Source organism: Pokkaliibacter sp. MBI-7, assembly GCF_029846635.1.
GTDB lineage: Bacteria > Pseudomonadota > Gammaproteobacteria > Pseudomonadales > Balneatricaceae > Pokkaliibacter.
In genome coordinates this window covers 2,974,411-2,996,800 of sequence record NZ_JARVTG010000001.1, presented here as the reverse complement: position 1 = coordinate 2,996,800, position 22,390 = coordinate 2,974,411, and the positions used below count along the sequence as shown (strand labels likewise).

The following is a 22,390-nucleotide window of genomic DNA, read 5'->3' as shown; positions in this document are numbered from 1 at the left end:
TTCACGACCTCAGGACATGATATTCAGCCCGGCATCGACAAACAGCGTGCTGCCGGTCAGGTGGGCGCCCAGATCACTGACCAGAAATGCAGCCAGATGACCCACATCTTCGGGCGTACCGAGCCGCTGCAGGGGGGAGCAGTGACGGCCTTTGTCCAGCAGCTGATCGAACTGCTCGATGCCGGAGGCGGCGCGGGTCGGCATCGGACCGGGAGACAGGGCATGGACACGAATGCCACTGCTGCCCAGCTCTGCAGCCAGATAGCGGCTGGCACTTTCCAGCGCGGCTTTGACCGGCCCCATCAGGTTGTAGTGCGCCACCACCTTGTCGGCGCCGTAATAGCTCATGGTCAGCAAGGTGCCGCCACCGGCCTGTTGCATCAGTGGCTCGGCCAGTCGGGCGGCGCGGACAAAGGAATGGCAGGACACATCCATGGCCTGAGCAAAGCCCTCGGCAGTGGAATCCAGCAGACGCCCATGGAGTTCATCCAGCGGCGACCAGGCAATGGAGTGCACCACAAAGTCGAGCTTGCCCCAGTGTTCGGCCATGGCGGCAAACACCGCCTCCAGCTGCCCCGGCTGACGCACATCGCAGGGCAGCAGCAGCTCCGCCTGCAGCTGCTGCGCCAGTGGTTCAACATGGGACCGGGCCTTGTCATTCAGATAGGTGACGCACAGCGCCGCACCGGCCTGCTGCAATGCCTGCGCACAGCCAAAGGCGATGCTCTGTTCGTTGGCGATGCCTAGTACCAGCCCGACCTTACCTTTCAAATCCACTGCCAATGCCATCCTGCCACTCCTGTGTCATGCGGGCGCAGCAGCACACTGCGCCCAGCCGCCAGCCACCCCGGGCACTCAACGCGGGTCAAGTACGACAGGCTGCTGGCCTGGTTCAATTCGGTTTGTGCAATGCAGTATAGAAGTATCCGAGGAAGGGCTGCCAGTGACGACGGACAACATCGCCACATTCATTAACGCGGTCAGCGAAAAGCAAAACGGCTCATCCAGTGAGCCGTTTTACTCACACAACACCCGCTATCAGATAGCGCATTCACCCTGCAGGCGTTTGGCTTCGTCGTAGACTTCGGTGGCGTTCTTGCCACTGGCATTGAGTTCATCCAGATAACCCTCGGTCGCCTTTTTCAGCGGCGCAGCCCAGGGGCCACTGGCCAGCGGATCCTTCACTTCGAGAATCGAGCCCCTGGCTTCGGCACGGCCTTCGGCATCCTGCGCGGCAAACACCGTTCCGGCCTTCATCGCCCACTTCATGCCGGAGTTGTCATCAATCACCTTCTTCAGGTTGTCCGGCAGACGGTCATAGGTTTTCTTGTTCATGGTGGTGACAAACACCAGCGAGTAAAACGGTACTTCGGTGTGCTCGTTGGACAGCTCGGAGACACGGAAGGTCTTCAGCCCTTCCCAGTTGATGGCCACCCCATCCAGCAGACCGCGCTGCATGGAGGAATAAATTTCCGGCGCGGGCAGACCGACAGGCTGTGCACCCATCTCGCTCAGCAGCTTGCCCACCACTGCGGTGGGACGACGGATACGCAGGCCCTGCAGGTCTTCCGGGGTTTTCACTACCTTGTCGCTGGTATGGATATAACCCGGGCCGGAAGCAAACAGGTAGAGCACGTGGCTGTCGGCGTATTCACTGGCGATCTTGCCTTCGTCATACAGCGACTGGGTGATGCAGCTGCCCTGCCTGGCACTCATCGACACCCCCGGCAGCTCCACCACCTGTGACAGCGGGAAGCGGCCGGCGGTATAGCCCTGCACAATGGCGGTGATATCGGCGATACCGTTGACCACTCCCTGATAGGCGGTGTCGGATTTGGTCAGGGTCTGGGCCGGGAAGATCTGCACCTTGAGTTCACCGTTGGACTCTTTCTCCACGGTGTCCGCCCAGGCCTGAAACACCTCTTTGTGAATGGCGGCGGTGGTTGGCCAGATATGGGCAAAGCGCAGGGTGGTGGTGGCACTGGCGGAGCCAGCGGCACAGGCCAGCGCCAGCCCGAGAGCCGCGCGTTTCCAGGCGCGGGCAGGACGTGATGCAACGACGGAGCGGGAATTCAATGACATAAGCACCTCTGATTGTTGTTGTTACTGCGGTTGCTTGACGGACGGTTAGTACAGCGGTTGGTGTTACCTGAACGCAGACTCCGGGTATTCGCCCCCGCCCGCTACGGACGGGAATGAACAGGTTGGTGGCGCAGGCTCACCACCTGTGAACCTGCGCCGGTCAGTTACAGAAAGGCCGTGGCCATGATCGGAAACGCCAGCAGCACACCCAGGCGCACAAAGTCCGAGATGATGAAGGGTGTCACCCCACGGAATATCTTGTTGATAGCAATGTGCGGCGCCATGGCCTGAATGACGAAGACGTTCATCCCCACCGGCGGCGTGATCAGCCCCAGCTCGACCGTCAGCACCGTCACCACCCCGAACCACACCGGATCAATGCCCATGCCGACCACGATGGGGAACACCACCGGTACGGTCAGCAGCAGCATGGCAATGGAGTCCATAAAGCAGCCCAGCACGAAGTACATCAGCAGGATGCAGGCCATCACGCCGAACGTGGTCATGTTCAGGCTGACCACATAGTCGACGATGGAGAAGGAAATCCGCGATGCCGAGATCAGGTAGCCGAACACCGTGGCACCCAGCAGCATGAAGAAGATCACGCTGGAAAGGATCAGGGTTTCCTTCACCGCCTGCATAAAACCCTGCCAGCCGATATTCTGGCTGATGGCATACAGCAGCGTGATAAAGGCGCCGACCGCGGCAGCCTCGGTCGGCGTGAAGATACCGCCGTAGATGCCGCCGATGATCATCAGGAACACCAGCGCAAAGGGCACCATGCCGAGTACTGCCCTGAACTTCTCCGCCCAGGTGGTGGATGCTGCTTCACCCGCCAGATGCGGCCAGAACTTGACCACCACCGCAACGGTGATGATGTAGAACAGCAGACCCGCCAGACCCGGCAGGATACCGGCCATGAACATGTCACCGACCGACTGCTCGGTGATGATGGCATACAGCAGCAAGGCAATACTGGGCGGGATCATGATCCCCAGCGTGCCACCGGCTGCCAGCGTGCCGGCCGCCAGACCGGGAGAATAACCGCTGCGCTCCATCTCCGGCAGCGCAACCCGGCTCATGGTACTGGCGGTGGCCAGAGAAGAGCCGGAAATCGCGGAAAACACACCACAGGCACTCACTGCTGCCAGCGCCATACCGCCACGCCAGCCGCCGAACATGCTGCGCGCCGCATTGAACAGCTGCTTGGCCATACCGGAGTGAGAAGCCAGCACGCCCATGAAGATAAACATCGGAATCGCGCTGTAGTCATAGTTGGCCAGCACTTCCTGCGGCACCGACTTGAGCATGGAAATCGCTGCATCCATGCTGGTCACCGCAGCAAAACCGAAAAAGCCCACCAGCAGCATGCTGAGGGCAATGGGTACACGCAACACCAGCAGGAGCAGCAGGATGCCCATGCTCATACCGCCGATCATCTCAGAGCTCATGCTGTTCCTCCTGCCCGGTCTCGACCCCTGCCAGTCCGGCCAGGGTATGAATCAGAGTACGAATGGCCATCACCGCAAACATGATGGCAGCGACGAAATACACCGGACCAATGGGCAGGGCCAGATCCTGCGTCACTTCGCCGTACTCCAGCGAATTGAAGCCTTCCTCCCAGGAGCCGTAGGCCAGCGCCGCACCGAGGATGGTAAAACCGATCAGATAGCAGCTGCCCATCAGCGCCTTGACCCGTGCCGGCAGCGCCTGAGTGAACAGCTCCACCACCACCTGCCCGCGCTCCACCGACGCGGCCATAGCCGACAGCAGGGCAAAATACAGCAGGTACTTCACCATCTCGACGCTGCCGACAAGGGTGAAACCAAAACCACCCGAGGTGAGCTTGTACAGCCAGCGGGTAATCACATCGACGACGGTAACCCCCATCAATCCAACCAGGGCAATTCCGGCAAAACCCAGACACAGCCACGACATCCCTTTCGCCAGCTGCAACAACTTGAACATAACCTCATCTCCCGCTTGACTACCCGGGCTCCGGGCTGACACCCACAACAACCGCCCCGGCAGAGTGCATCACCTGCGGGCAGGGCCAGGCGGCCCTGCCTGTCCGTCTGACAGTGTCAGAACGTATTCAGGTCGTTACATCGCGCACTGGCTGCGCAGTGCCAGCGCCTCGTCATACACCGCCTGACCGTTCTTCGCTTTCAGATCACCCAGATAGTCCTTGATGGCCGCGCTCAGCGGACCACCCCAGCTGGGATCGTTCAGCGGATCGTTGATCTCAACGATATTGCCCTTGGCTTCGGCGCGACCGGCCTTGTCTTCGGCATCAAACACTTCACCGGCTTTCTTCGACCAGGCCAGACCAGAATGCTCATCAATCACCTTTTTCAGGTTGTCGGGCAGACGGTCATAGGTCTTCTTGTTCATGGTGGCGACGAACACCAGCGAGTAGAAAGGCACCTGGGTGTGCTGATTGGACAGTTCATTGAGGCGGAAGGTTTTCATGCCTTCCCACGGCAGGCTGACGCCATCCAGCAGGCCACGCTGCATGGATGAATAGATTTCCGGTGCCGGCATACCGATGGGCTGTGCACCCAGCTCGGTCAGAATCTTGCCGACCACGGCGCTGGGACGACGGATACGCAGACCCTTGAGGTCATCCGGCACCTTCACTTCCTTATCGGTGGTATGGATGTAACCGGGACCGGTGGAGAACATGAACAGTACGTGGGAGTCTTTGTACTCGTCCGCCAGCATGCCCTTGTCATACAGCGACTGGGTGATACAACCACCCTGAGTGGCGCTGAGTGACACGCCGGGCAGCTCTACCACCTGAGTCAGCGGGAAACGACCGGCGGTGTAGCCCTGCGCGGTGGCAGCGATATCAGAGATACCGTTGACTGCGCCCTGATAGGCTGCATCCGCTTTGGTCAGGGTCTGGGAGGGGAACAGCTGCACCTTGAGTTCGCCATTGGAGGCTTTTTCCACATCATCGGCCCAGGCCTGGAAGACCTCCTTGTGAATGGCCGAGGTGGCCGGCCAGAAGTGCGAGAAGCGCAGGGTGGTGGTGGCACTGGCATAAGCGGTGGTCAGGGACAGGGCGGCCGCGAGGGCTGCCCTGGTCAGGAGCTTGTGATTCATATATACACCTGTGTTGTAGTTTTTAGTTGGTTTACGTCCCTGTTCATTCTCCCGTTACACCCCGCCCGGCCTGCTGTACCTGATCAGCGGGTGCAGGGTGTGGTAACACGCATGACCGGGGTGTTTTCCGGCTGCGCTTTTACAGTTGCCGCTGTATCGATGTGGCGCGCGACCGGTCTGACACCCTGTCAAAAGGTCACGTGCTCTGGCAGATACACCGGCCAAAACTGTCTTTTTATGTGCTGAAGCCCGTTTTCAATACAGGGCCAGCAGGCTTTCCAAGCGGCGCTGCTTGTCGCGGTACTCGCGCGACTGGCAGCCCATGCGCACATGGGAGTTCACTTCGCCATAACGGTCGTAGTCCCCTGCCCGTTGCAAAATTTCGAAGAACACCCCGTGTACCTCGCGGGTATAGAGGTGGAAAAACTCACCGTCATCATTGCGGTCATAGAGAATATTGAGCGCCTGCATGCGGCTGACCAGCGCCTCGTCGAGGTCGTACTTGATCGCCAGTTCGGTGTAATAGTTGGCCGGAATCGGCAGCACATAGCGGCGGTCGACGGCTTCGGCGGCGTGAAAAATGTCATCGCAGGCAAAAGCGATCTGCTGGATGCCCGAGCCCTTGGCCTGACGCAGGAAGCGCTGAGACGACGACTGCTGGTTGGCTGACATGTTGAGCGGAATACGCACCCGCTTGTCGGCATTGGTGATGGTGCGGCTGACGACGGTGCCGTAGAGGTCGAACAGATCCTGATTGGACTCCACCTCGAAACCAAACACGCTCTTATAGAGGAAGGAGGCCGAGAGAAAATCCCCCGGGTTGACGGTCTGGGCGATATGGTCAATGCGGGTCAGGCCGAGTGCTGCGGTGCTGGCCTGCTTCAGCGGGAAGAAGTCGACGTCATAGAACTTCAGCCGCTCACTGTGCTCGACAAAGTACACCACGCTGTCGCCCACGCCGCGCACCGCCGGAATGTTCAGCTCACCGGGGCCGATCTTGTTGCCCATGCGCGGACACAGGAAGTATTCGGCACGCCTGAGCATGGCGCCCAGATCACGGGTGGAGAAGCCCAGCGCACAGACCGACACCCCGTGCAGCAGAAAATGCGAGTGCGCCATGCTTTCCATTTCGTGGTTCAGCACCAGATTGATCTGCCCCTGCCGCCACAGGCTGACATCTTTGGAGCGATGGCGGTGGCTTTCCTCGAAGCCCAGCCCTGTCAGCAGCGCCGTCAGTTCGGCGGCTTCCTCACCGTCAATAGCAAACTCGATAAACTCCAGATCATCCACCGACGCCTGCGGTGGCAGCACACCCACTTCCTCCTGCTCGGACAGCACACTGGCCTGTTCGGACTGGCGGGCCAGCTGCTCATCCATCCATAGCATGGAGCGCATACCGTCCACCGCCTTGGGTTTGGGCGGTGCCGCGCGGAAGTCATCGTTGAAGATTTCATGGGAAATATAACCGCGGTAACCGCGCTGCTGCAGACAGGCCATCAGCTCCAGGACCGGCATGTCGCCCTGACCGGGAAAGCAGCGGAAATGCCGGCTCAGCTGCAGGGTTTCCATTTGCAGGCTGGGCGCATCGGCCAGCTGCACATAGCTCAGCTTGTTGAGCGGTAACTGCTGCAACAGAGCCAGATCACTGCCTGCCGCAAACAGATGGAAGGAATTCACTACCAGACCCAGATGGGAGTGATCCGCCATGCGGACGATCTCCCAGGCCTGTTCATAGCGGTTGACGTGGCGGCCCCAGGCCAGCGCGCTGTAGCCCACCGCAATGCCGTGGGCCTTGCCCATTTCCGCCAGACGGGCCAGATCAGCGGCCGCCTGTTCAGCATTGTCCTGCGCCTGCACCGAGGTATTACTGCAGACCAGCAGATGCTGCGCCCCCAGGCGCTGCATCAGCTCGAACTTGCGCGCCGCGCGCAGCAGGTTCTTCTTCATGGTCTCCTCAGGCAGCGCCTCGAAATCACGCAGGGGCTGCAAGGAGAGGATATCGAGGGAAAAGGAACGAGCCAGTTCCCGCACCTCTTCCGGCGTTCGGTCAAACAGCATCAGGTCGTTTTCAAAGATTTCCACGCCCTGATAGCCTGCTGCCGCACAGGCCTCGAACTTTTCATACAAGTCACCGGAGAGGGTGACGGTGGCCATTGCCTTTCTCATATCCAGACTCCTCGCGCCCCGGCCTGTTACGCCGTCCTGGCCTTAGCTAAACCCGCTTTCAGCTTAGTCCACAATGGTGTCTGGCCGATCAGCATGAACAGGATGGCCAGGGTCAGCACCAGGGAAATCGGGTTGGTCAGCAGGTCCATGAAGAAGGCATCAGGGGTGTTGTTCACCGACATCATGGCGCGCCGGTAAGACACATCCATCAGCGGCCCCAGAATCACGCCGAGAATCACCGGACCGATCTGGAAACCGTACATCTTCAGCAGATAACCGAAGATACCGAAGCCCAGCATCCAGTAGATGTCGACCACGTTGTTGTTGATGGCATAGGCACCCACCACCGACAGCAGCACGATCAAGGGAATCAGCACGCCCTTGGGAATCTCCACGATCTTGGCGAACAGGCGGATGCCCATCAGACCGAAGATCAGCATGAAGATATTGGCCAGCGTCAGGTTGCCGACACTGAACCAGAACAGATGGGGTGTTTCGATCATCAGCATCGGGCCGGGTTTGAGGCCGTGGATATAGAGCGCGCCGATCATCACGGCCGTCACCGCATCGCCCGGAATCCCAAGGGTTAGCATCGGAATATAGGCACCACCGACGGCGGCATTGTTGGCCGCTTCCGGCGCCACTAGCCCTTCATAGGCCCCCTGTCCGAATGGCCGTGAAGGCTTCTTCACCGAACGCTTGGCGTGGTCATAGGCAAACAGCGCGGCAATGTCACCGCCGGTTCCCGGCAGGGCACCGATGATCACACCGATAAAGGAGGTACGGATGGACAGCGGAATGTACTTCACCACCGTGCTCCATGACGGCAGGATCTTCGACACGTCCTGACGGATCACCACATCTTTCAGATGATGCAGCTGGCTGATGGCTTCGGAGATACCGAACATGCCGATCATCACCACCACATAGGGAATGCCGCCAAGCAGGGTCACACTGTCAAAGGTGAAACGGCCTTCGGCGGTCAGCGGGTCCATCCCCACCATGCCGATGGTGATCCCCAGCGCACCGGAGAACAGCCCCTTGGCCAGTGATTCACCCGACATGCTGCCGACCAGCAGCAGTCCCATCACCGCCAGCAGCAGGTAATCACGGGGGGCGAACATCAGGGCGAAATCCGCCACCATCGGGGCTGCCAGCGCCAGTACCACGATACCGACCATACCGCCGATAAAGGACACCACGGTGGTGACGCCAATGGCCTTGCCCGCCTCCCCCAGCCTGGCCAGCGGGAAGCCATCAAAGCTGGTGGCAATGGCCGACGGCGCACCGGGAATATTGAGCAGAATGGCCGTGCGCGAGCCGCCATAGACGCCGCCCATGTAGACCCCGACCATCAGCGCCAGCGCATCGTTAACCTCCCAGGAGAAGGTGAAGGAAATCAGGATGGAAACGGCCATGGTCACGGACAGGCCGGGAATGGCACCGATATAGATACCGGCAAAGGTGCCCAGCGCCGTCAGCATCATCAGCGACGGATCGAGCCAGGGCATCAGGAAGTAGGACAGATCAGTACTCATCACTCACCTCCCCCTTATGGCAGCACAACGCTGAACAGATACTGGAAAATCACGTACACCGCGCCAAGGCTGATGGCCGTGATACCGGCCGCTTTCACCACGCCCTGTTGCCACAACACCATAAAGGAGACAAACAGGAACAGCGCCGAGCTGTAGAAGAAGCCGATATAGGACAGCGCCAGCAGATACAGCACCAGCAGCACGCAGTAACTGAGCACCACCGGGCGGAACAGATGCGCCACAGCGGCTCCCAGATGGTGGGCCAGTGATACCGATGCCTCACGGCCTTCACCGCGCTGGGCGCCATTGAACACCAGGTAGATACCGGTCACGACCATGATACCGGTGGAAAACAGCGGCATGGCACCGGGCGAACTCCAGGAAGAGAGCGCAGCGATGCCATAGGCCTCAAACAGCAGAAAGGCGGAAACCGCCAGCAGCAGCAAGGTGAAGATCACCTCACCGGCACGCACATGAGTGGTTGCTTTCATCATTAGTCTCCTGACCCTTCCTGACGCCGACACGTCAGGAAGGTGAGCTGATACTCAGTTTCAGGGGCGAGGAATGCCCAGTTCTTCAGGAGAGACCTTGGCCGCACCGGCGTCCTGCAGCAGCCATGCGCTGACGGACTGGTTGTGCTTCAGGTATTGGATCGCTTCATCACCATGGATGTTCAGCGGTGTGGCACCGAAGTCCTTGATAAAGTCCTGGAACTGCGGCTCAGCAACGGCTTTCGCAAAGGCATCGGTCAGCGCCTTGACCGCTTCTTCAGGTGTACCCTGCTTGACGAAGATGCCGTAGAACGGTCCCCAGGGCAGGAATTTCTTGAACGCAGGGAAGTCTTCAGTGATCAGCGGCACGTTTTCCATGCCGGGCACGGCGGTGTCAGACACCACGGCCAGCGCCTTCAGGCGGCCGGCTTTCAGCTGTTCACGGGCAGCGGTCAGGCCGACGGCCATAAAGTCGATATGGCCCCCTTCCAGCGCCGTCATACCGGGGCCTTCACCGTCGAAGGGCACGGTCAGCACGGGCATATCCGTGGTGGTTTTCAGCATTGAGCTGACGACGAAGGGCAGTGAGCCGGGGCCGGCGGTACCCATCTTGATGGTATCGGGATGCGCCTTGACGTCATCGACGATGTCCTTGACGGTCTTCCATTCCTTGTCGGCACGGGTAACGATCACCGTGGTACCGCTGGCAATGATGTTGACCGGAATAAAGCTGCTGTAGTCCAGCTTGGACAGGCCCAGCACGCCATGAATCTGCGGGTTCTCGGCACCGTAAAGGACGGTGTAGCCATTGGCAGGGCGGCTGAAGACATAGTTGGTGGAGATCGCACCGGCACCGCCCGATTTGTTGGTCAGGACGATTTTCTTGCCGAGGTACTTCTCGACATGAGGCGTCAGCGCGCGGGCCACGTTATCCGTAGCGCCACCGGCACCCCACATGATCACACCCTGCAGATCCTTGTCGGGGAAATCCGCAGCAAAAGCAGAACTGAGGGACAGTGCGCCAGCCAGCAGCGTAGTGGCAGCACCTTTGAGTAAGGTCGAGAGCGAGGTCTTCTTGGTTGTACGCATTTATTCACACCTGTGTTTTGTATTTTTTAGAAGTGTCACATCTGCGGGCGTCATCCCTAACGCCTGCCCTTACATCGCTTGCCGCCATCCTCTGTGTGATCGCTAACCGGCGTTGGGCAGAACTGGCGGGCGGTGCAGTCACCGCCCAGCCACAGTGGCACTTCCGCGCACCACTGTAATGAAAAACCCCGTCAAGGCTAGCGCTAACATCAACGTGTGTTCGCATAGCCCGGTCAGGATGCTGGCACCGTAGCTCGTTACCGAGCCACCGGTGCCATGTCTTTTTCGCGCGGCGAGCCAGGCTCACCGCACGTTCACTGTCTTCATCAGACGCGCTCGATCACCATGGCAATCCCCTGGCCGACACCGATACACATGGTGCACAGGGCATAGCGTCCACCGATCAGCTGCAACTGATTAGAGGCGGTGGTGACCAGACGGGCGCCGGACATGCCCAGCGGGTGGCCAAGGGCAATGGCGCCCCCGTTGGGATTGACCCGGGCATCATCGTCCGCCAGACCCAGACCACGGGTGCAGGCCAGCGCCTGAGCGGCAAAGGCTTCGTTGAACTCCATCACATCCATCTGATCAAGGGTCATGCCCAGACGTTTCATCAGCTTCTGGGTGGCGGCAATCGGACCGATCCCCATGATGCGTGGCTCCACCCCGGCGGTCGCCATGCCGACGATGCGGGCAATGGGCTGCAGACCGTGTTGCTGCACGGCGGCTGCAGAGGCAATCAACATGGCGCAGGCGCCGTCGTTGACACCGCTGGCGTTACCGGCAGTGATGGAACCGCCTTTGCGGAAAGGCGTGGGCAGGGTTGCCAGCTTGTCCAGTGTGCTCTGTGGGCGCGGATGCTCATCGGTATCGAACACCAGCGGATCCTGCTTCTTGCGGGGGATCTCAATGGCGACGATTTCCTGTTTGAAGCGCCCTTCGGCCTGGGCACGAGCCGTTTTCTGCTGTGAACGATAGGCAAACAGATCCTGATCTTCGCGGCTGATGCTGAACTGCTCAGCAACGTTTTCGGCAGTCTCCGGCATGGTATCGACGCCGTACTGCGCCTTCATCAGCGGGTTGACGAAGCGCCAGCCGATGGTGGTGTCTTCGATCGCCTGATTACGGCTGAAGGCGCTGTCGGCCTTGCCCATGACGAAAGGCGCACGGGACATGGATTCCACGCCCCCGGCCAGTACCAGCTCCAGCTCACCGGCTGCCACCGCGCGTGCAGCGGTGCCGACAGCATCCAGACCCGAGCCGCACAGGCGGTTCATGGTGGTGCCGGGCACCGAGAACGGCAGTCCGGCCAGCAGTGAAGACATACGGGCGACGTTGCGGTTGTCTTCACCGGCCTGGTTGGCGCAGCCCATGATGACTTCTTCAATGGCAGCGGCATCAATACCTGAGCGGCTGACCACCGCCTTGATGACCTGCGCCAGCAGGTCGTCAGGACGCACGCTGGACAGGGTGCCGCCGTAGCTGCCGATGGCAGTACGCAGAGGCTGGGCAATGTATACGTTGTTCATCATCAGGCTCCGGAGGCAGCGTGGAAGGCAGCGGTGCGGGCTTTCAGCTCACGCAGGATGCTCAGCTCCTGCTCGCTGGGTTCAGCGGTTTCCGCCACGCTGTCGGCAAAGCGGATGGCCCAGCCGGTCGCTTCGATGATCTGCTCACGGCTGACGCCGGGATGAATGGAGGTGACGATCAGCTCATTGGTGCCTTCTTCCGGTGCCATGATGCACAGATCGGTGATGACACGGGTCGGACCCTTGCCGATGACCTTGTACTTTTCCCGCGCCTTGCCATCACGGCCGTATCCTACGGAGGTGACGAAGTCGGGGTTATCGACGAAGGTGCGCTTGGAATGCTTGAGGGTGATAAACACTTCTTTGGAGGAAGTGGCGATCTCCGGTGCACCGCCGCCGCCGGGCAGACGGGTTTTGGGCGCATCGTAAGGGCCGATCACGGTGGTATTGAGGTTACCGAAACGGTCAACCTGCGCCGCGCCGAGGAAGCCGACGTCCACTTTGCCGCCCTGCAGCCAGTAGCGGAACATTTCCGGTACTGACACGGTGGTCAGAGCGGTTTCACACAGCTCGCCGTCACCGATGGACAGCGGCAGCACATTGGGTTTGGTCTGGATGGTGCCTGATTCATAGATCAGCACCACGTCAGGGGCATGGGTCAGACGGGCCAGGTTAGCCGCTTCGCTGGGCAGACCGATGCCGACGAAGCAAACGGTGCCATTGGGCAGCGAACGGGCAGCGGTGACGGTCATCATTTCACTGGGAGTGTAGGTAGTAGTCATGGTCGTCACCTCAGCCTTGCACGTTCAGCACGTTGTCGTTGATCCAGGCCAGGAAGGCCTCGCGATCACGAGCGATCGCATCCCACTCCTTGTAGAAGCTGTTATCACGCTCGTAGTAGCCGTACGCATAGGAAGGATAGGCACCACGGGGAGCTTCCACCACCGCATCAATCACCCAGGCGGGCAGCACGGTCGCGTTGGGGTGGTTGTTCAGGTCGTCAACGATCTCTTCAACGGTGACGATGGCGTGCCTGGCACCCAGTACCACTTCTTTCTGTACCCCGACGATGCCTTCGATCAGCACGTTACCCTGACGGTCGGCTTTCTGCGCATGCACGATACCGACATCGACACGGATGGAAGGAATCGCCGCCAGCTCTTCACCGGTGAAGGGGCAGGTGATGGAACGGATGTAGGGGTTGATCTTCGGCAGCTCACTGCCCTGATAACCGCGCAGTACCGCCAGTGGCAGACCGGCTGCGCCCGCTTCATAGGCGTTGGCCATGGCGGCGTGGCTGTGTTCGATGGTTTCCAGTGAATGGGGCCAGTTGTGCTCCAGCGCATCACGCAGGCGGTGCAGTGAACCTACACCGGGGTTGCCGCCCCAGGAGAAGATCAGCTTTCTGGCGCAGCCCATACCGATCATCTGATCGTAGATCAGGTCGGGGGTCATACGGACCAGGGTCAGATCTTTCTTCTGCTGACGGATGATTTCGTGGCCAGCAGCGAAAGGAATCAGGTGGGTAAAACCTTCGAGGGCAACGGTGTCGCCATCCTTTACGTAGGTGCTGATGGCGTCATGGAGCGACATGAACTTGGCCATAGGGCATACCTTCAAGATTTATCATTTTTCTGGAAGTCAGCGCTGGTCGTGGCTCGGTCCTCAACAGCCGTCTGTTGATGAAACAGTCTGCTGATAAAACCGCGAGCAGTAGGCTGCAGCGCCTGCGAAAATGTTCGCTCTGCAAACATTAATTCGTATCGCGAACAAAAATAGACCTGCGTCGAGTGCCTGTCAACTCACCTTTGGGGGTAAAAAGCCCTCCTCACTGCGGCCAAAACCCGGCCTGTTTTCCGCTGCAACGCAGCAAAATCAAGCACTTCAACTAGTTATCTCAAAAACAAAAAGGGCGTGGTGTTGCCACCACGCCCTGCTCAGGACGGTATTGAAACAAAAAAGTGGGTGTCAGCTACCCTGTGCCAGTACCCGGTCAATAAATCCCTGCGTTGCTCCGAGATAACTTTCCGGGGCTGCCAGCTGCTCCAGCTCGTCACGACTCAGGGCGGCCTGAATCAGCTCATCGCGATACAGCGCCTCGGTGAAGCCGATCTGCTCTGCCAGCGCGACCCTGGTAGCCGTCTTCACGGCCGCCATGGCCAGATCACGCGGCATGCGCTGCGCCAGCTCAAGGCTGACCGGCTCAGCCATGATCACGCCCTGTGTGGTGTAGAGATTGGCGCGCATCCGTGCCGGGAACACTTCCAGCCCGGCCAGCAGGATTTCCGCCTGTTCCAGTGCCCCGCCGAGCAGCAGCATGGCTTCATAAAGGGTTGACCATTCGGTATGCCAGCCACCCAGCGCCCGTTCATGAGGGTGCGCCGCATTGGTCAGATGGGTGGTCACCAGCCCGTGAATCTGGCGGGTGGCACCGTGAATCAGCGCACAGCGAACCGGATTACGCTTGTGTGGCATGGAGGAGGACTCGCCCATGCCTTCACCGGCAGGCTCCGCCACTTCACCGACTTCGGTCTGTGCCATCAGCGCCACGTCACCGGCGATTTTCTCCAGACTGACGGCCACCGCATCCAGCGCGGTAAACAGCGCATGCATACTCTGCCGGTTGGTGTGCCAGGGCATTGCCGGAGCCGCCAGCTCCAGTGCCTGCGCCAGCTGGTCATGGGTAGTCAGGCCATCAGCCCCCAGTGCCGCCAGCGTGCCTGCTGCACCACCGAACTGCAGCTGCAGCAGCTCACTCTTCAGCCCCTGTAAGCGCTGGCTCGCCTGCCGCACTGACTGCAGCCAGCCCGCGGCCTTGAGACCAAAAGTAATAGGTAACGCCTGTTGCATCAGGGTACGGCCAATCATCAGCGTATGCCGGTGCTGTTCCACCAGCTGACGCAGATGCCCTTCCAGCGCTTCGCCCTTGCGTTCAAACCAGAGCAGTGCCTTGCGCAGCTCCAGCATCAGCGCGGTATCGACAATATCCTGACTGGTCGGGCCATAGTGCAGGCAGCGCTTCAGCCCGGCAGGCAGCAACTCGCGGATATGTTTGACGAAAGGAATGGCCACGTTGCCCCCCAAACCAATCCCCGCCAGTACTTCGTAATCCAGCAGTGGCGACTCTGCCAGCGCTTCGCGCAGCTGCTGTGCGGTACCCTGCGGCCACTGACCCTCTTCCTCCTGCACCCGGACCAGCTGCAGCTCCACTTCCAGCATGCTGCGCATATAGCTTTCGGCTGACAGCAGCTGCCGCAGGGCCGGAGAGGTGAAGGGATCCTGAAAGAGACGTGTGTACATAGACTGTCATCCATCTGAAGGTAAGCGGTGAGCAACAAGCAAAGGTCTATCGTCGGCGAATTTTATTTGTGTAGAATCCAGACCGTTTCAATCGGTAAAGTTCGGGTCACCACCGTGACTCAGCAGTCACTGCCGCAACGTGGAGAAACCCCATGAGCAAAACCCCAGGCACCTTTGACGATGGCTATGAGAGCACGCTGACCGAGGACAGCCGTGACTTTGTCAGCGCCCTGGCCAGTGGTCTTGAGGTCATCCTGGCGTTTGACCAGCACAACCGGCAGATGACCCTCAGTGAAGTCACCGCCCGCACCGGCATGAACCGCGCCAAGGCCCGGCGCTTTCTGCTGACACTGGAGGCACTGGGCTATGTGCGCAAGAACCAGCGCAATTTCGAGCTGACGCCAAAGATTCTGTCTTTGGGGTATGCCTACCTGTCCTCCAACAATTTCCACTCGGTGATCCAGCAGTATCTGGAAAACATTTCGCAGAGTCTGGGCGAATCCAGCTCGCTGGGCGTGCTGGACGGCGAAGACGTGGTCTACGTCGCCCGTGCCGCAGCCAAGCACCGGCTAATGTCCATCACCCTGTCGGTAGGCACCCATCTGCCTGCGCTGGTCACGTCCATGGGACGAGTGTTGCTGGCACAGAAAACAGATGAGCAGCTCGATGCCTTTCTCGCCCATGTTGAGCCGGTACGCTACACCGATAAAACCATTACCGACAAAGTCATTCTCAAACAGCTGATCCAGCAGGTACGCCAGCAGGGCTACTGTATCGTCGATCAGGAGCTGGATTCGGCCCTGCGTTCACTGGCCCTGCCAGTGTTCGACAACAAGGGCAAGCTGGTCGGCGCACTGAACGTCAGCACCAACGCCGCCCGCATCAGTATCGATACCCTGACCCGTGAGTTTCTGCCTAATTTGCAGGCGCGGATCAAAGAAATGTCGCAGTACCTCAACTGACCTGCCGCTATGTCGCAGCCGCTGTGAGCGGATACGGCACCCAGCCCTCGATAAAATTCGCATGGCGGACACTTATACGCCATGCGAACAATTCAGACAATATCCGCATTCCGCTGTAACGGTGTCGCCCGACCACTGACCAGCTGCTGCCGTGCCTGCTGACGGAACTCACTGGGTGTCGCACCACTGTGCCGGGTAAAGAACCGCGAAAAGTAGGCCTGATCAGCAAACCCCAGTGACTGCGCCACCTCGCTGATGCTCAGGTTGGCATACAGCAGATCACGCTTGCCTTCCAGCAACAGCCGCTGATGAATAACCGTCAGTGCAGTCTTCCCCAGCACCTGCTGGCAGACCCGGTTGAGCTGGGTCGGGGTGATCCCCAGTCGCTCGGCATAGAACTGCACCGGCCGGTGCTGGCGATAATGCCGGTCCACCAGTGCCAGATATTTGCGCACATGACGCCCGGCCCGATTGTCCTGCGTGACGGTCAGGGTGTCCTGCTGCTGCATCAGCGCCCGGCCCAGATGTACCAGCAGCAGTGACAGATTGGCATGCAGCGCCTGCAGCCGCCCCCAGGAGGAGTGTTTGTACTCCAGCAGAATGGCGGCCATCACCTGATGGAAATGCTGATACTCCGCCTCGTCGACAGCAAACAGCAGACGCTGCGGATAGGCCAGGGTGGACTGCAGCAGCGACTCGCCCAGCAGACTTGGCAGCAGGCCATCTTCAATGGTCAGCACGTAACCCCTGATGCCCTGACTGAACTGAAAACCATGGGTCAGCAACGGCGGAATCCACAGCGCACAGGGCCCCGTCAGATCAAACCGCTGCTGATCAACAAGAGCTACCCCCTGACCCTGCTCCACGTACAGAATTTGAAAAAAAACTTCATGACGGTGAGGGCGGATTTCCCACTCGTACAGCTCGCTGCGCTCGGCAATCGACTCGCAGTGCATGCGTTCGGGGATAATTTCATCAATTTCCTCGCCATATAGCGCATAAATGGGCACATTTCGCAGCCAGTCTTCCATCGACATAAAGTAGCTCCCGCTGTTGTTGTTATCGGGTCAGCGTGATTCGCAATGTTCGAAAAATACAAATACTGGTCAGCTCTGTCCATTTGAATCGGCATGGGTCATCGCTAGGGTAATGAGCAACCTCAGAACAACTCTAACAATGACCGGGCCACGCAGCCGGGTCAGCCGAGGATATGAATCATGAGTTTGCATACCCCCACTTCATCCACTACCCAGCGTACTCAGGTTGGCATCATCGGCTCTGGCCCTTCCGGCCTGCTGCTGGCGCAGCTGCTGCACTGGCAGGGCATTGACGCCATCATCATTGAACAGCGCAGCCGCGATTATGTGGAAGCCCGCATCCGCGCCGGTGTGCTGGAAAGCGGCACGGTTGAACTGCTGCGGGAAGCCCGTGTTGACCAGCGCATGAATCAGGAAGGCCTGCCGCACGATGGTTTCGAGCTGAGTCTGAATGGCGAACGCCATCGCATTGACCTGAAAGGGCTGACCGGCAAATCGGTGATGGTCTACGGCCAGACCGAAGTCACCCGTGATCTGATCAACGCCCGGCTGGAACTGGGCGCCAGTATCGTCTTTGAAGCAGATGACGTGGCGATACATGATTTCGACAGCGATACGCCGCGCATTACCTACCGCAAGGACGGTCAGCAATATGAAGTGCTGTGTGATTTTATTGCCGGCTGCGACGGCTTCCACGGCGTCTGCCGCAAGAGCGTGCCACAGCAGGCACTGACCACCTACGAACGGGTCTATCCCTTTGGCTGGCTGGGCATTCTCAGCCATGTGCCACCGGTATCCCACGAGCTGATCTACGCCAACCATGATCGTGGCTTTGCCCTGGCCAGCATGCGCTCGCACACCCTGAGCCGCTATTACATTCAGGCGCCGCTGGATGATCTGGATAACTGGAGCGATGAGCAGATCTGGGATGAGCTGGAAATCCGTCTCGGCGTCAAAGCCGGTGAAACCCTGCAGCGCGGGCCGCTGGTGGAAAAAAGTATCGCCCCGCTGCGTAGCTTTGTTGCCGAACCCATGCGTTTTGGCCGGCTGTTCCTCGCCGGGGATGCGGCCCACATCGTGCCGCCCACCGGTGCCAAGGGCCTGAATCTGGCGGCCTCCGACGTACGCTATCTGTATCGCGCCCTGACCGAATTCTATAAGGACCGCAGCAGCATCGGCATTGATCACTACTCTGCCAACTGTCTGCGCCGGGTCTGGAAGGCGGAGCGTTTCTCCTGGTGGATGTCATCACTGCTGCACACCTTCCCGCAGCACGATGCCTTCGACCGTCGCATCCAGCAGGCCGAACTGGATCTGGTGTTCAGCTCCGAATCTGCCCGCCGCTCGCTGGCAGAGAACTATGTCGGTCTGCCCTTCGAGGACTGAGCCTCTGCCATCGGCAGCCACCGCGTTTTGCACCTTTTTCACACCTTGGCCGGAGCAAACTCCGGCCTCTTTTTTACTGCTGACAGCCCGCTGCCTGCGTCTGTTCAACAGTCAGAAACAGGTGCATGACCTCTCTCTGTACTTCAGGCCTGCGCCTTGACCGCTGTCACATCCTTCTTGCTGCGGGCAGAGCGATGCTGGTCCATATCCTCCACCTTGCGCTGCTTCTCATAGAGGAAACTCAGCACCTGATGGCGGTAGTGGTTGTAGCGCGGGTCATCCGCCAGGGCGATGCGATTACGTGGCCGCTCCAGCTCTACCTGCAGAATCTCACCGACGGTCGCTGCCGGACCATTGGTCATCATGACAATCCGGTCAGACAGCAGTACCGCCTCGTCCACATCGTGGGTAATCATGATCACGGTGTTGTTGAGATCCTTCTGAATCTCCATCAGCGAGTCCTGCAGATGGGCACGGGTCAGGGCATCCAGCGCGCCAAACGGTTCATCCATCAGCAGTACCTTGGGCTCCATCGCCAGTGCCCGGGCAATCCCAACACGCTGCTTCATGCCACCAGAGATTTCATCCGGGCGCTTATGCATGGCGTGAGTCATGTGCACCAGCTCAAGGTTGTGCTCAATCCAGTCCTTCATTTCTGCCTTGCTTTTGCGCCCCTTGAAGACCTGGCGCACCGCCAGCTCGACATTTTGAAACGCGGTCAGCCACGGCAGCAGTGAGTGGTTCTGGAAGACCACGGCGCGCTCCGGCCCCGGCTCATTGACTTCCCGTCCGTCCAGCACTACCCCGCCGGTGGTCGCCTGATGCAACCCGGCGACGATGTTGAGTACGGTGGACTTGCCACAGCCGGAATGGCCGATCAGCGAGACAAACTCTCCCTGAGCAATTTTCAGATTGACGTTGTCCAGTGCCTTAAAAGTGCCCCTGGCGGTGGGGAACTCGATGGAGACGCCGGTCAGTTCAAGATGTGCAGCCATGATGTTGCCTCCCTCAGCGAGTAATGGCGTTTTTGTCCCAGGAAACCGCGCGCTGGATCAGCAGCATGACGCGGTCGAGCATAAAGCCGATCAGGCCGATCACCAGCACCGCCACCATGATGCGCCCGAGCGAGTCGGAACTGCCGTTCTGGAACTCATCCCAGACGAACTTGCCGAGGCCAGGGTTCTGCGCCAGCATTTCGGCGGCAATCAGCACCATCCAGGCAATCCCCAGTGACAGGCGCAGCCCGGTGAAGATCATCGGTACTGATGAGGGCAGCACGATCTTGCAGACATGGGTCAGCCAGCCCAGCCGCAGCACCTTACTGACGTTCTGCAGATCACTGCTGATGCTCGATACGCCCACCGCGGTGTTGATCAGTGTCGGCCACAGGCAGCACAGCGACACGGTAAACAGGGAGGTCAGGAAGGACTTGGCGAACAGCGGGTCTGCCGAGGTATACACCGCACTGACCACCATGGTGACCAGCGGCAACCAGGCCAGCGGCGACACCGGTTTGAACAGCTGGATCAGCGGATTGAGTGCGGCATACAGCGATGCATTGAGGCCAATGCAGATGCCCAGCGGAATGGCGATCAGCGCTGCAATGATAAAGCCCGACAGCACCGTCACCAGACTGGTGCCGATCTGATCAAAGAACGTCGGCTTGCCGGTGTACTCGCGTATCTTCACTTCCGCCTGTGGGTCCTGGGCCAGTTTTTCCGCATTGCGCTTTTCCTGACGGGCATAGAAATCCGCTTCCTTGTCCCGCTCACGCTGATGTTCCGCCAGCAGTGACTGAGCCTGGGTGTATACCTGTGCAGGCCCGGGAAACTTGCCCAGCGAGGTATCGATATGCTGGGCGCCGGTCTGCCAGATGAACAGAAACACCACCAGCCCCAGTAGCGGCATGCCCAGCGCCTGAGTCAGACGCTTCAGCCAGCTGTTCACGGAGCCGCGGGCACGGCTGTTGAAGAGTGTAGAGACGCTGTTCATGAGATAACCCTCCTGACCGTGCCCCGCCGGGAGCACGGCCTGCTGCAGATCAGATCTTGTCGTCGCCTTTCAGGCCGATCTTGAACTTGTTGAGATAGTCGTTGGGTTTGTGGCCATCGTAGGTCACGCCGTCGATAAACTGGGTCTGTGGCGCCTTGAAGCCGTCTTCCTTGCTGAAGTCAGGGAAATCGGAAGCCTGCATCAGCCCCTGGTCGATCAGCTCTTTGGCGGCGATAGCGTAGATATCCGGGCGGTAGACCTTTTTCGCGGTGTCCATGTACCAGCTGTCAGGCTTGGCCTCGGGGATCTGTCCCCAGCGGCGCATCTGCGTCAGATACCAGATGGCATCGGAGTAGTAGGGATAGGTAGCGTTATGGCGGAAGAACACGTTGAAGTCGGGAATCTCACGCTTGTCGCCCTTTTCGTACTCGAAGGTACCGGTCATGGAGTTGGCGATGACATTGCGGTCAGCGCCGACGTACTCAGGGCGGGACAGCATATCCACCGCTTCATTGCGGTTGGCGTTGTTGTTCTCATCCAGCCATTTGGCCGCCCGGATCAGGGCCTTGATGACATGGATGTGGGTGTTGGGGTACTTCTCCGCCCAGTCGCTGGAGACACCGAAGACTTTCTCCGGGTTGTTCTGCCAGATTTCATAGTCAGTGATGACGGGGACGCCGATCCCCTTGAACACCGCCTGCTGGTTCCATGGCTCACCGACGCAGTAGCCATAAATGGTGCCCGCTTCCAGCGTGGCAGGCATCTGCGGCGGCGGAGTGACAGACAGCAGCGCATCCGCATTGATCTGGCCACTGCTGTCGCCTTTCAGCGGCGCATAGTAACCGGGGTTGATCCCCCCCGCGGCGAGCCAGTAGCGCAGCTCGTAGTTATGGGTCGAAACCGGGAACACCATGCCCATGTTGAAGGGTTTGCCTTCGGCGCGGTACTTGTCGATGACCGGTTTGAGGGCATCGGCCTTGATCGGGTGGACCGGCTTGCCATCAGCACCGACGGGAATGTTGGCTTTCATCTGCTGCCAGATATCGTTGGCAACGGTGATGCCGTTGCCGTTCAGGTCCATGCTGAACGCTGTGATGATATGCGCCTGGGTACCAAAACCGATGGTCGCCCCCAGCGGCTGCCCGGCCAGCATGTGGGCACCGTCCAGCTCGCCATCGATGACCCGGTCAAGCAGCACTTTCCAGTTGGCCTGCGCTTCCAGCGTGACATACAGGCCTTCGTCCTCGAAGTAGCCTTTTTCATAGGCAACTGCCAGCGGTGCCATGTCGGTCAGCTTGATGAAACCGAACTTCAGCTCCTCCTTTTCCGGTGCGCCCACTTCGGCCTGCACCAGTGCACTGAAAGAGAAAGAGGCGATGGCCACCGCCAGCAGGGCTTTGTTACACAAGGAACGTCTGGTCAGCATTTTTGCTCCCTCGGAAATAAAAAAAGGCGCCGCTCCCTTCGAAATCTTTCCGAAGTGGAACGGCGCCTTTACCGTGCTCTCAGATTGTCGAAACGCTGCCGTGCAGACGTTTCGGGTTCTTCACTTTGCTCTGCCGACGATCACTGTCAGCTCAGTCTGTGATGAACCCTAAAGCACTTCCCATGCCATAAATAATAAAACCCCATTTAACATAGGGTTAGCCCTGACCAGCAGACATACGCCCGCGTACGGCGCACCAACCCGGTACGTCGCCCCCCTTCAGT

19 protein-coding genes are annotated in these 22,390 nt (G+C 59.4%); 2 read left to right on the top strand and 17 right to left on the bottom strand.

Annotated features, from left to right (window positions below; genetic code table 11):
- Positions 1–9: 9 nt before the first annotated feature.
- The 13 genes from fabI to QCD60_RS13380 form a co-directional block, all read right to left on the bottom strand.
- Positions 10–789, bottom strand: coding sequence for an enoyl-ACP reductase FabI (fabI, locus tag QCD60_RS13440; protein WP_279786092.1), 780 nt, complete (start codon positions 787–789; stop codon positions 10–12).
- Positions 790–1,038: 249 nt separating this feature from the next.
- Entirely contained in the window at positions 1,039–2,082 is a 1,044-nt protein-coding gene (locus QCD60_RS13435) for a TRAP transporter substrate-binding protein (RefSeq protein ID WP_279786090.1), read from the bottom strand.
- A gap of 164 nt (positions 2,083–2,246) precedes the next feature.
- The gene (locus QCD60_RS13430) at positions 2,247–3,533 is read right to left on the bottom strand and encodes a TRAP transporter large permease (protein ID WP_104153441.1); all 1,287 of its coding nucleotides are present in this window, start codon (positions 3,531–3,533) and stop codon (positions 2,247–2,249) included.
- Entirely contained in the window at positions 3,523–4,050 is a 528-nt protein-coding gene (locus tag QCD60_RS13425; protein WP_279786088.1) for a TRAP transporter small permease, read from the bottom strand. The genes QCD60_RS13430 and QCD60_RS13425 overlap by 11 nt, the downstream gene beginning before the upstream one ends.
- 135 nt (positions 4,051–4,185) lie before the next feature.
- Positions 4,186–5,190: a TRAP transporter substrate-binding protein gene (locus QCD60_RS13420; protein ID WP_279786086.1), complete on the bottom strand. Its 1,005-nt coding sequence runs from the start codon at positions 5,188–5,190 to the stop codon at positions 4,186–4,188.
- 255 nt (positions 5,191–5,445) lie between these two features.
- Complete coding sequence (locus tag QCD60_RS13415; protein ID WP_279786084.1) at positions 5,446–7,356, bottom strand: sugar phosphate isomerase/epimerase and 4-hydroxyphenylpyruvate domain-containing protein; 1,911 nt, start codon at positions 7,354–7,356, stop codon at positions 5,446–5,448.
- A gap of 26 nt (positions 7,357–7,382) precedes the next feature.
- Entirely contained in the window at positions 7,383–8,894 is a 1,512-nt protein-coding gene (locus tag QCD60_RS13410) for a tripartite tricarboxylate transporter permease (RefSeq protein WP_279786082.1), read from the bottom strand.
- A 14-nt stretch (positions 8,895–8,908) separates the two neighbouring features.
- A complete protein-coding gene (locus QCD60_RS13405; protein WP_279786080.1) occupies positions 8,909–9,388 on the bottom strand; it encodes a tripartite tricarboxylate transporter TctB family protein in 480 nt (159 codons plus the stop codon).
- Between the two features lie 57 nt (positions 9,389–9,445).
- Positions 9,446–10,474 carry a tripartite tricarboxylate transporter substrate binding protein gene (locus QCD60_RS13400; RefSeq protein WP_279786078.1) on the bottom strand — a complete coding sequence of 343 codons (1,029 nt, stop codon included), beginning with the start codon at positions 10,472–10,474 and terminating at the stop codon, positions 9,446–9,448.
- Positions 10,475–10,800: 326 nt separating this feature from the next.
- Positions 10,801–12,003 (bottom strand): 3-oxoadipyl-CoA thiolase, encoded by a 1,203-nt coding sequence (pcaF, locus tag QCD60_RS13395; RefSeq protein ID WP_279787922.1) that lies wholly within the window; start codon positions 12,001–12,003, stop codon positions 10,801–10,803.
- A 2-nt stretch (positions 12,004–12,005) separates the two neighbouring features.
- Positions 12,006–12,785: a CoA-transferase subunit beta gene (locus QCD60_RS13390; RefSeq protein ID WP_279786076.1), complete on the bottom strand. Its 780-nt coding sequence runs from the start codon at positions 12,783–12,785 to the stop codon at positions 12,006–12,008.
- A 10-nt stretch (positions 12,786–12,795) separates the two neighbouring features.
- Positions 12,796–13,608: a CoA-transferase gene (locus QCD60_RS13385; protein ID WP_279786074.1), complete on the bottom strand. Its 813-nt coding sequence runs from the start codon at positions 13,606–13,608 to the stop codon at positions 12,796–12,798.
- 363 nt (positions 13,609–13,971) lie between these two features.
- On the bottom strand, positions 13,972–15,303 hold the full coding sequence (locus QCD60_RS13380) for an adenylosuccinate lyase family protein (RefSeq protein WP_279786072.1): 1,332 nt from the start codon (positions 15,301–15,303) through the stop codon (positions 13,972–13,974).
- A 152-nt stretch (positions 15,304–15,455) separates the two neighbouring features.
- Here QCD60_RS13380 and QCD60_RS13375 point away from each other — a divergent pair, with 152 nt between their 5' ends.
- A complete protein-coding gene (locus tag QCD60_RS13375; RefSeq protein WP_279786069.1) occupies positions 15,456–16,265 on the top strand; it encodes an IclR family transcriptional regulator C-terminal domain-containing protein in 810 nt (269 codons plus the stop codon).
- A gap of 92 nt (positions 16,266–16,357) precedes the next feature.
- Here the strand turns inward: QCD60_RS13375 and QCD60_RS13370 are convergent, their stop codons facing one another.
- Entirely contained in the window at positions 16,358–17,302 is a 945-nt protein-coding gene (locus QCD60_RS13370) for a helix-turn-helix domain-containing protein (protein WP_279786067.1), read from the bottom strand.
- Positions 17,303–17,482: 180 nt separating this feature from the next.
- On the opposite strand from QCD60_RS13370, the gene pobA reads away from it, so the two are divergent.
- The gene (pobA, locus tag QCD60_RS13365; protein WP_279786064.1) at positions 17,483–18,688 is read left to right on the top strand and encodes a 4-hydroxybenzoate 3-monooxygenase; all 1,206 of its coding nucleotides are present in this window, start codon (positions 17,483–17,485) and stop codon (positions 18,686–18,688) included.
- 143 nt (positions 18,689–18,831) lie between these two features.
- Here pobA and QCD60_RS13360 read toward each other — a convergent pair whose 3' ends face one another.
- From QCD60_RS13360 to QCD60_RS13350, 3 genes are read right to left on the bottom strand one after another with little or no spacing between them, the layout of a single operon-like run.
- The gene (locus tag QCD60_RS13360) at positions 18,832–19,683 is read right to left on the bottom strand and encodes an ABC transporter ATP-binding protein (protein ID WP_279786062.1); all 852 of its coding nucleotides are present in this window, start codon (positions 19,681–19,683) and stop codon (positions 18,832–18,834) included.
- Between the two features lie 13 nt (positions 19,684–19,696).
- Entirely contained in the window at positions 19,697–20,680 is a 984-nt protein-coding gene (locus tag QCD60_RS13355) for an ABC transporter permease (RefSeq protein WP_279786060.1), read from the bottom strand.
- A 49-nt stretch (positions 20,681–20,729) separates the two neighbouring features.
- Complete coding sequence (locus QCD60_RS13350; protein ID WP_104153485.1) at positions 20,730–22,106, bottom strand: CmpA/NrtA family ABC transporter substrate-binding protein; 1,377 nt, start codon at positions 22,104–22,106, stop codon at positions 20,730–20,732.
- Positions 22,107–22,390 lie beyond the last annotated feature (284 nt).

What these genes read in the sequence shown, in the direction of transcription:
- fabI (WP_279786092.1), bottom strand. Translation starts at nt 789, where the DNA reads ATGGCATTGGCAGTGGATTTGAAAGGTAAGGTCGGGCTGGTACTAGGC.
- QCD60_RS13435 (WP_279786090.1), bottom strand. Translation starts at nt 2,082, where the DNA reads ATGTCATTGAATTCCCGCTCCGTCGTTGCATCACGTCCTGCCCGCGCC.
- QCD60_RS13430 (WP_104153441.1), bottom strand. Translation starts at nt 3,533, where the DNA reads ATGAGCTCTGAGATGATCGGCGGTATGAGCATGGGCATCCTGCTGCTC.
- QCD60_RS13425 (WP_279786088.1), bottom strand. Translation starts at nt 4,050, where the DNA reads ATGTTCAAGTTGTTGCAGCTGGCGAAAGGGATGTCGTGGCTGTGTCTG.
- QCD60_RS13420 (WP_279786086.1), bottom strand. Translation starts at nt 5,190, where the DNA reads ATGAATCACAAGCTCCTGACCAGGGCAGCCCTCGCGGCCGCCCTGTCC.
- QCD60_RS13415 (WP_279786084.1), bottom strand. Translation starts at nt 7,356, where the DNA reads ATGAGAAAGGCAATGGCCACCGTCACCCTCTCCGGTGACTTGTATGAA.
- QCD60_RS13410 (WP_279786082.1), bottom strand. Translation starts at nt 8,894, where the DNA reads ATGAGTACTGATCTGTCCTACTTCCTGATGCCCTGGCTCGATCCGTCG.
- QCD60_RS13405 (WP_279786080.1), bottom strand. Translation starts at nt 9,388, where the DNA reads ATGATGAAAGCAACCACTCATGTGCGTGCCGGTGAGGTGATCTTCACC.
- QCD60_RS13400 (WP_279786078.1), bottom strand. Translation starts at nt 10,474, where the DNA reads ATGCGTACAACCAAGAAGACCTCGCTCTCGACCTTACTCAAAGGTGCT.
- pcaF (WP_279787922.1), bottom strand. Translation starts at nt 12,003, where the DNA reads ATGAACAACGTATACATTGCCCAGCCTCTGCGTACTGCCATCGGCAGC.
- QCD60_RS13390 (WP_279786076.1), bottom strand. Translation starts at nt 12,785, where the DNA reads ATGACTACTACCTACACTCCCAGTGAAATGATGACCGTCACCGCTGCC.
- QCD60_RS13385 (WP_279786074.1), bottom strand. Translation starts at nt 13,608, where the DNA reads ATGGCCAAGTTCATGTCGCTCCATGACGCCATCAGCACCTACGTAAAG.
- QCD60_RS13380 (WP_279786072.1), bottom strand. Translation starts at nt 15,303, where the DNA reads ATGTACACACGTCTCTTTCAGGATCCCTTCACCTCTCCGGCCCTGCGG.
- QCD60_RS13375 (WP_279786069.1), top strand. Translation starts at nt 15,456, where the DNA reads ATGAGCAAAACCCCAGGCACCTTTGACGATGGCTATGAGAGCACGCTG.
- QCD60_RS13370 (WP_279786067.1), bottom strand. Translation starts at nt 17,302, where the DNA reads ATGTCGATGGAAGACTGGCTGCGAAATGTGCCCATTTATGCGCTATAT.
- pobA (WP_279786064.1), top strand. Translation starts at nt 17,483, where the DNA reads ATGAGTTTGCATACCCCCACTTCATCCACTACCCAGCGTACTCAGGTT.
- QCD60_RS13360 (WP_279786062.1), bottom strand. Translation starts at nt 19,683, where the DNA reads ATGGCTGCACATCTTGAACTGACCGGCGTCTCCATCGAGTTCCCCACC.
- QCD60_RS13355 (WP_279786060.1), bottom strand. Translation starts at nt 20,680, where the DNA reads ATGAACAGCGTCTCTACACTCTTCAACAGCCGTGCCCGCGGCTCCGTG.
- QCD60_RS13350 (WP_104153485.1), bottom strand. Translation starts at nt 22,106, where the DNA reads ATGCTGACCAGACGTTCCTTGTGTAACAAAGCCCTGCTGGCGGTGGCC.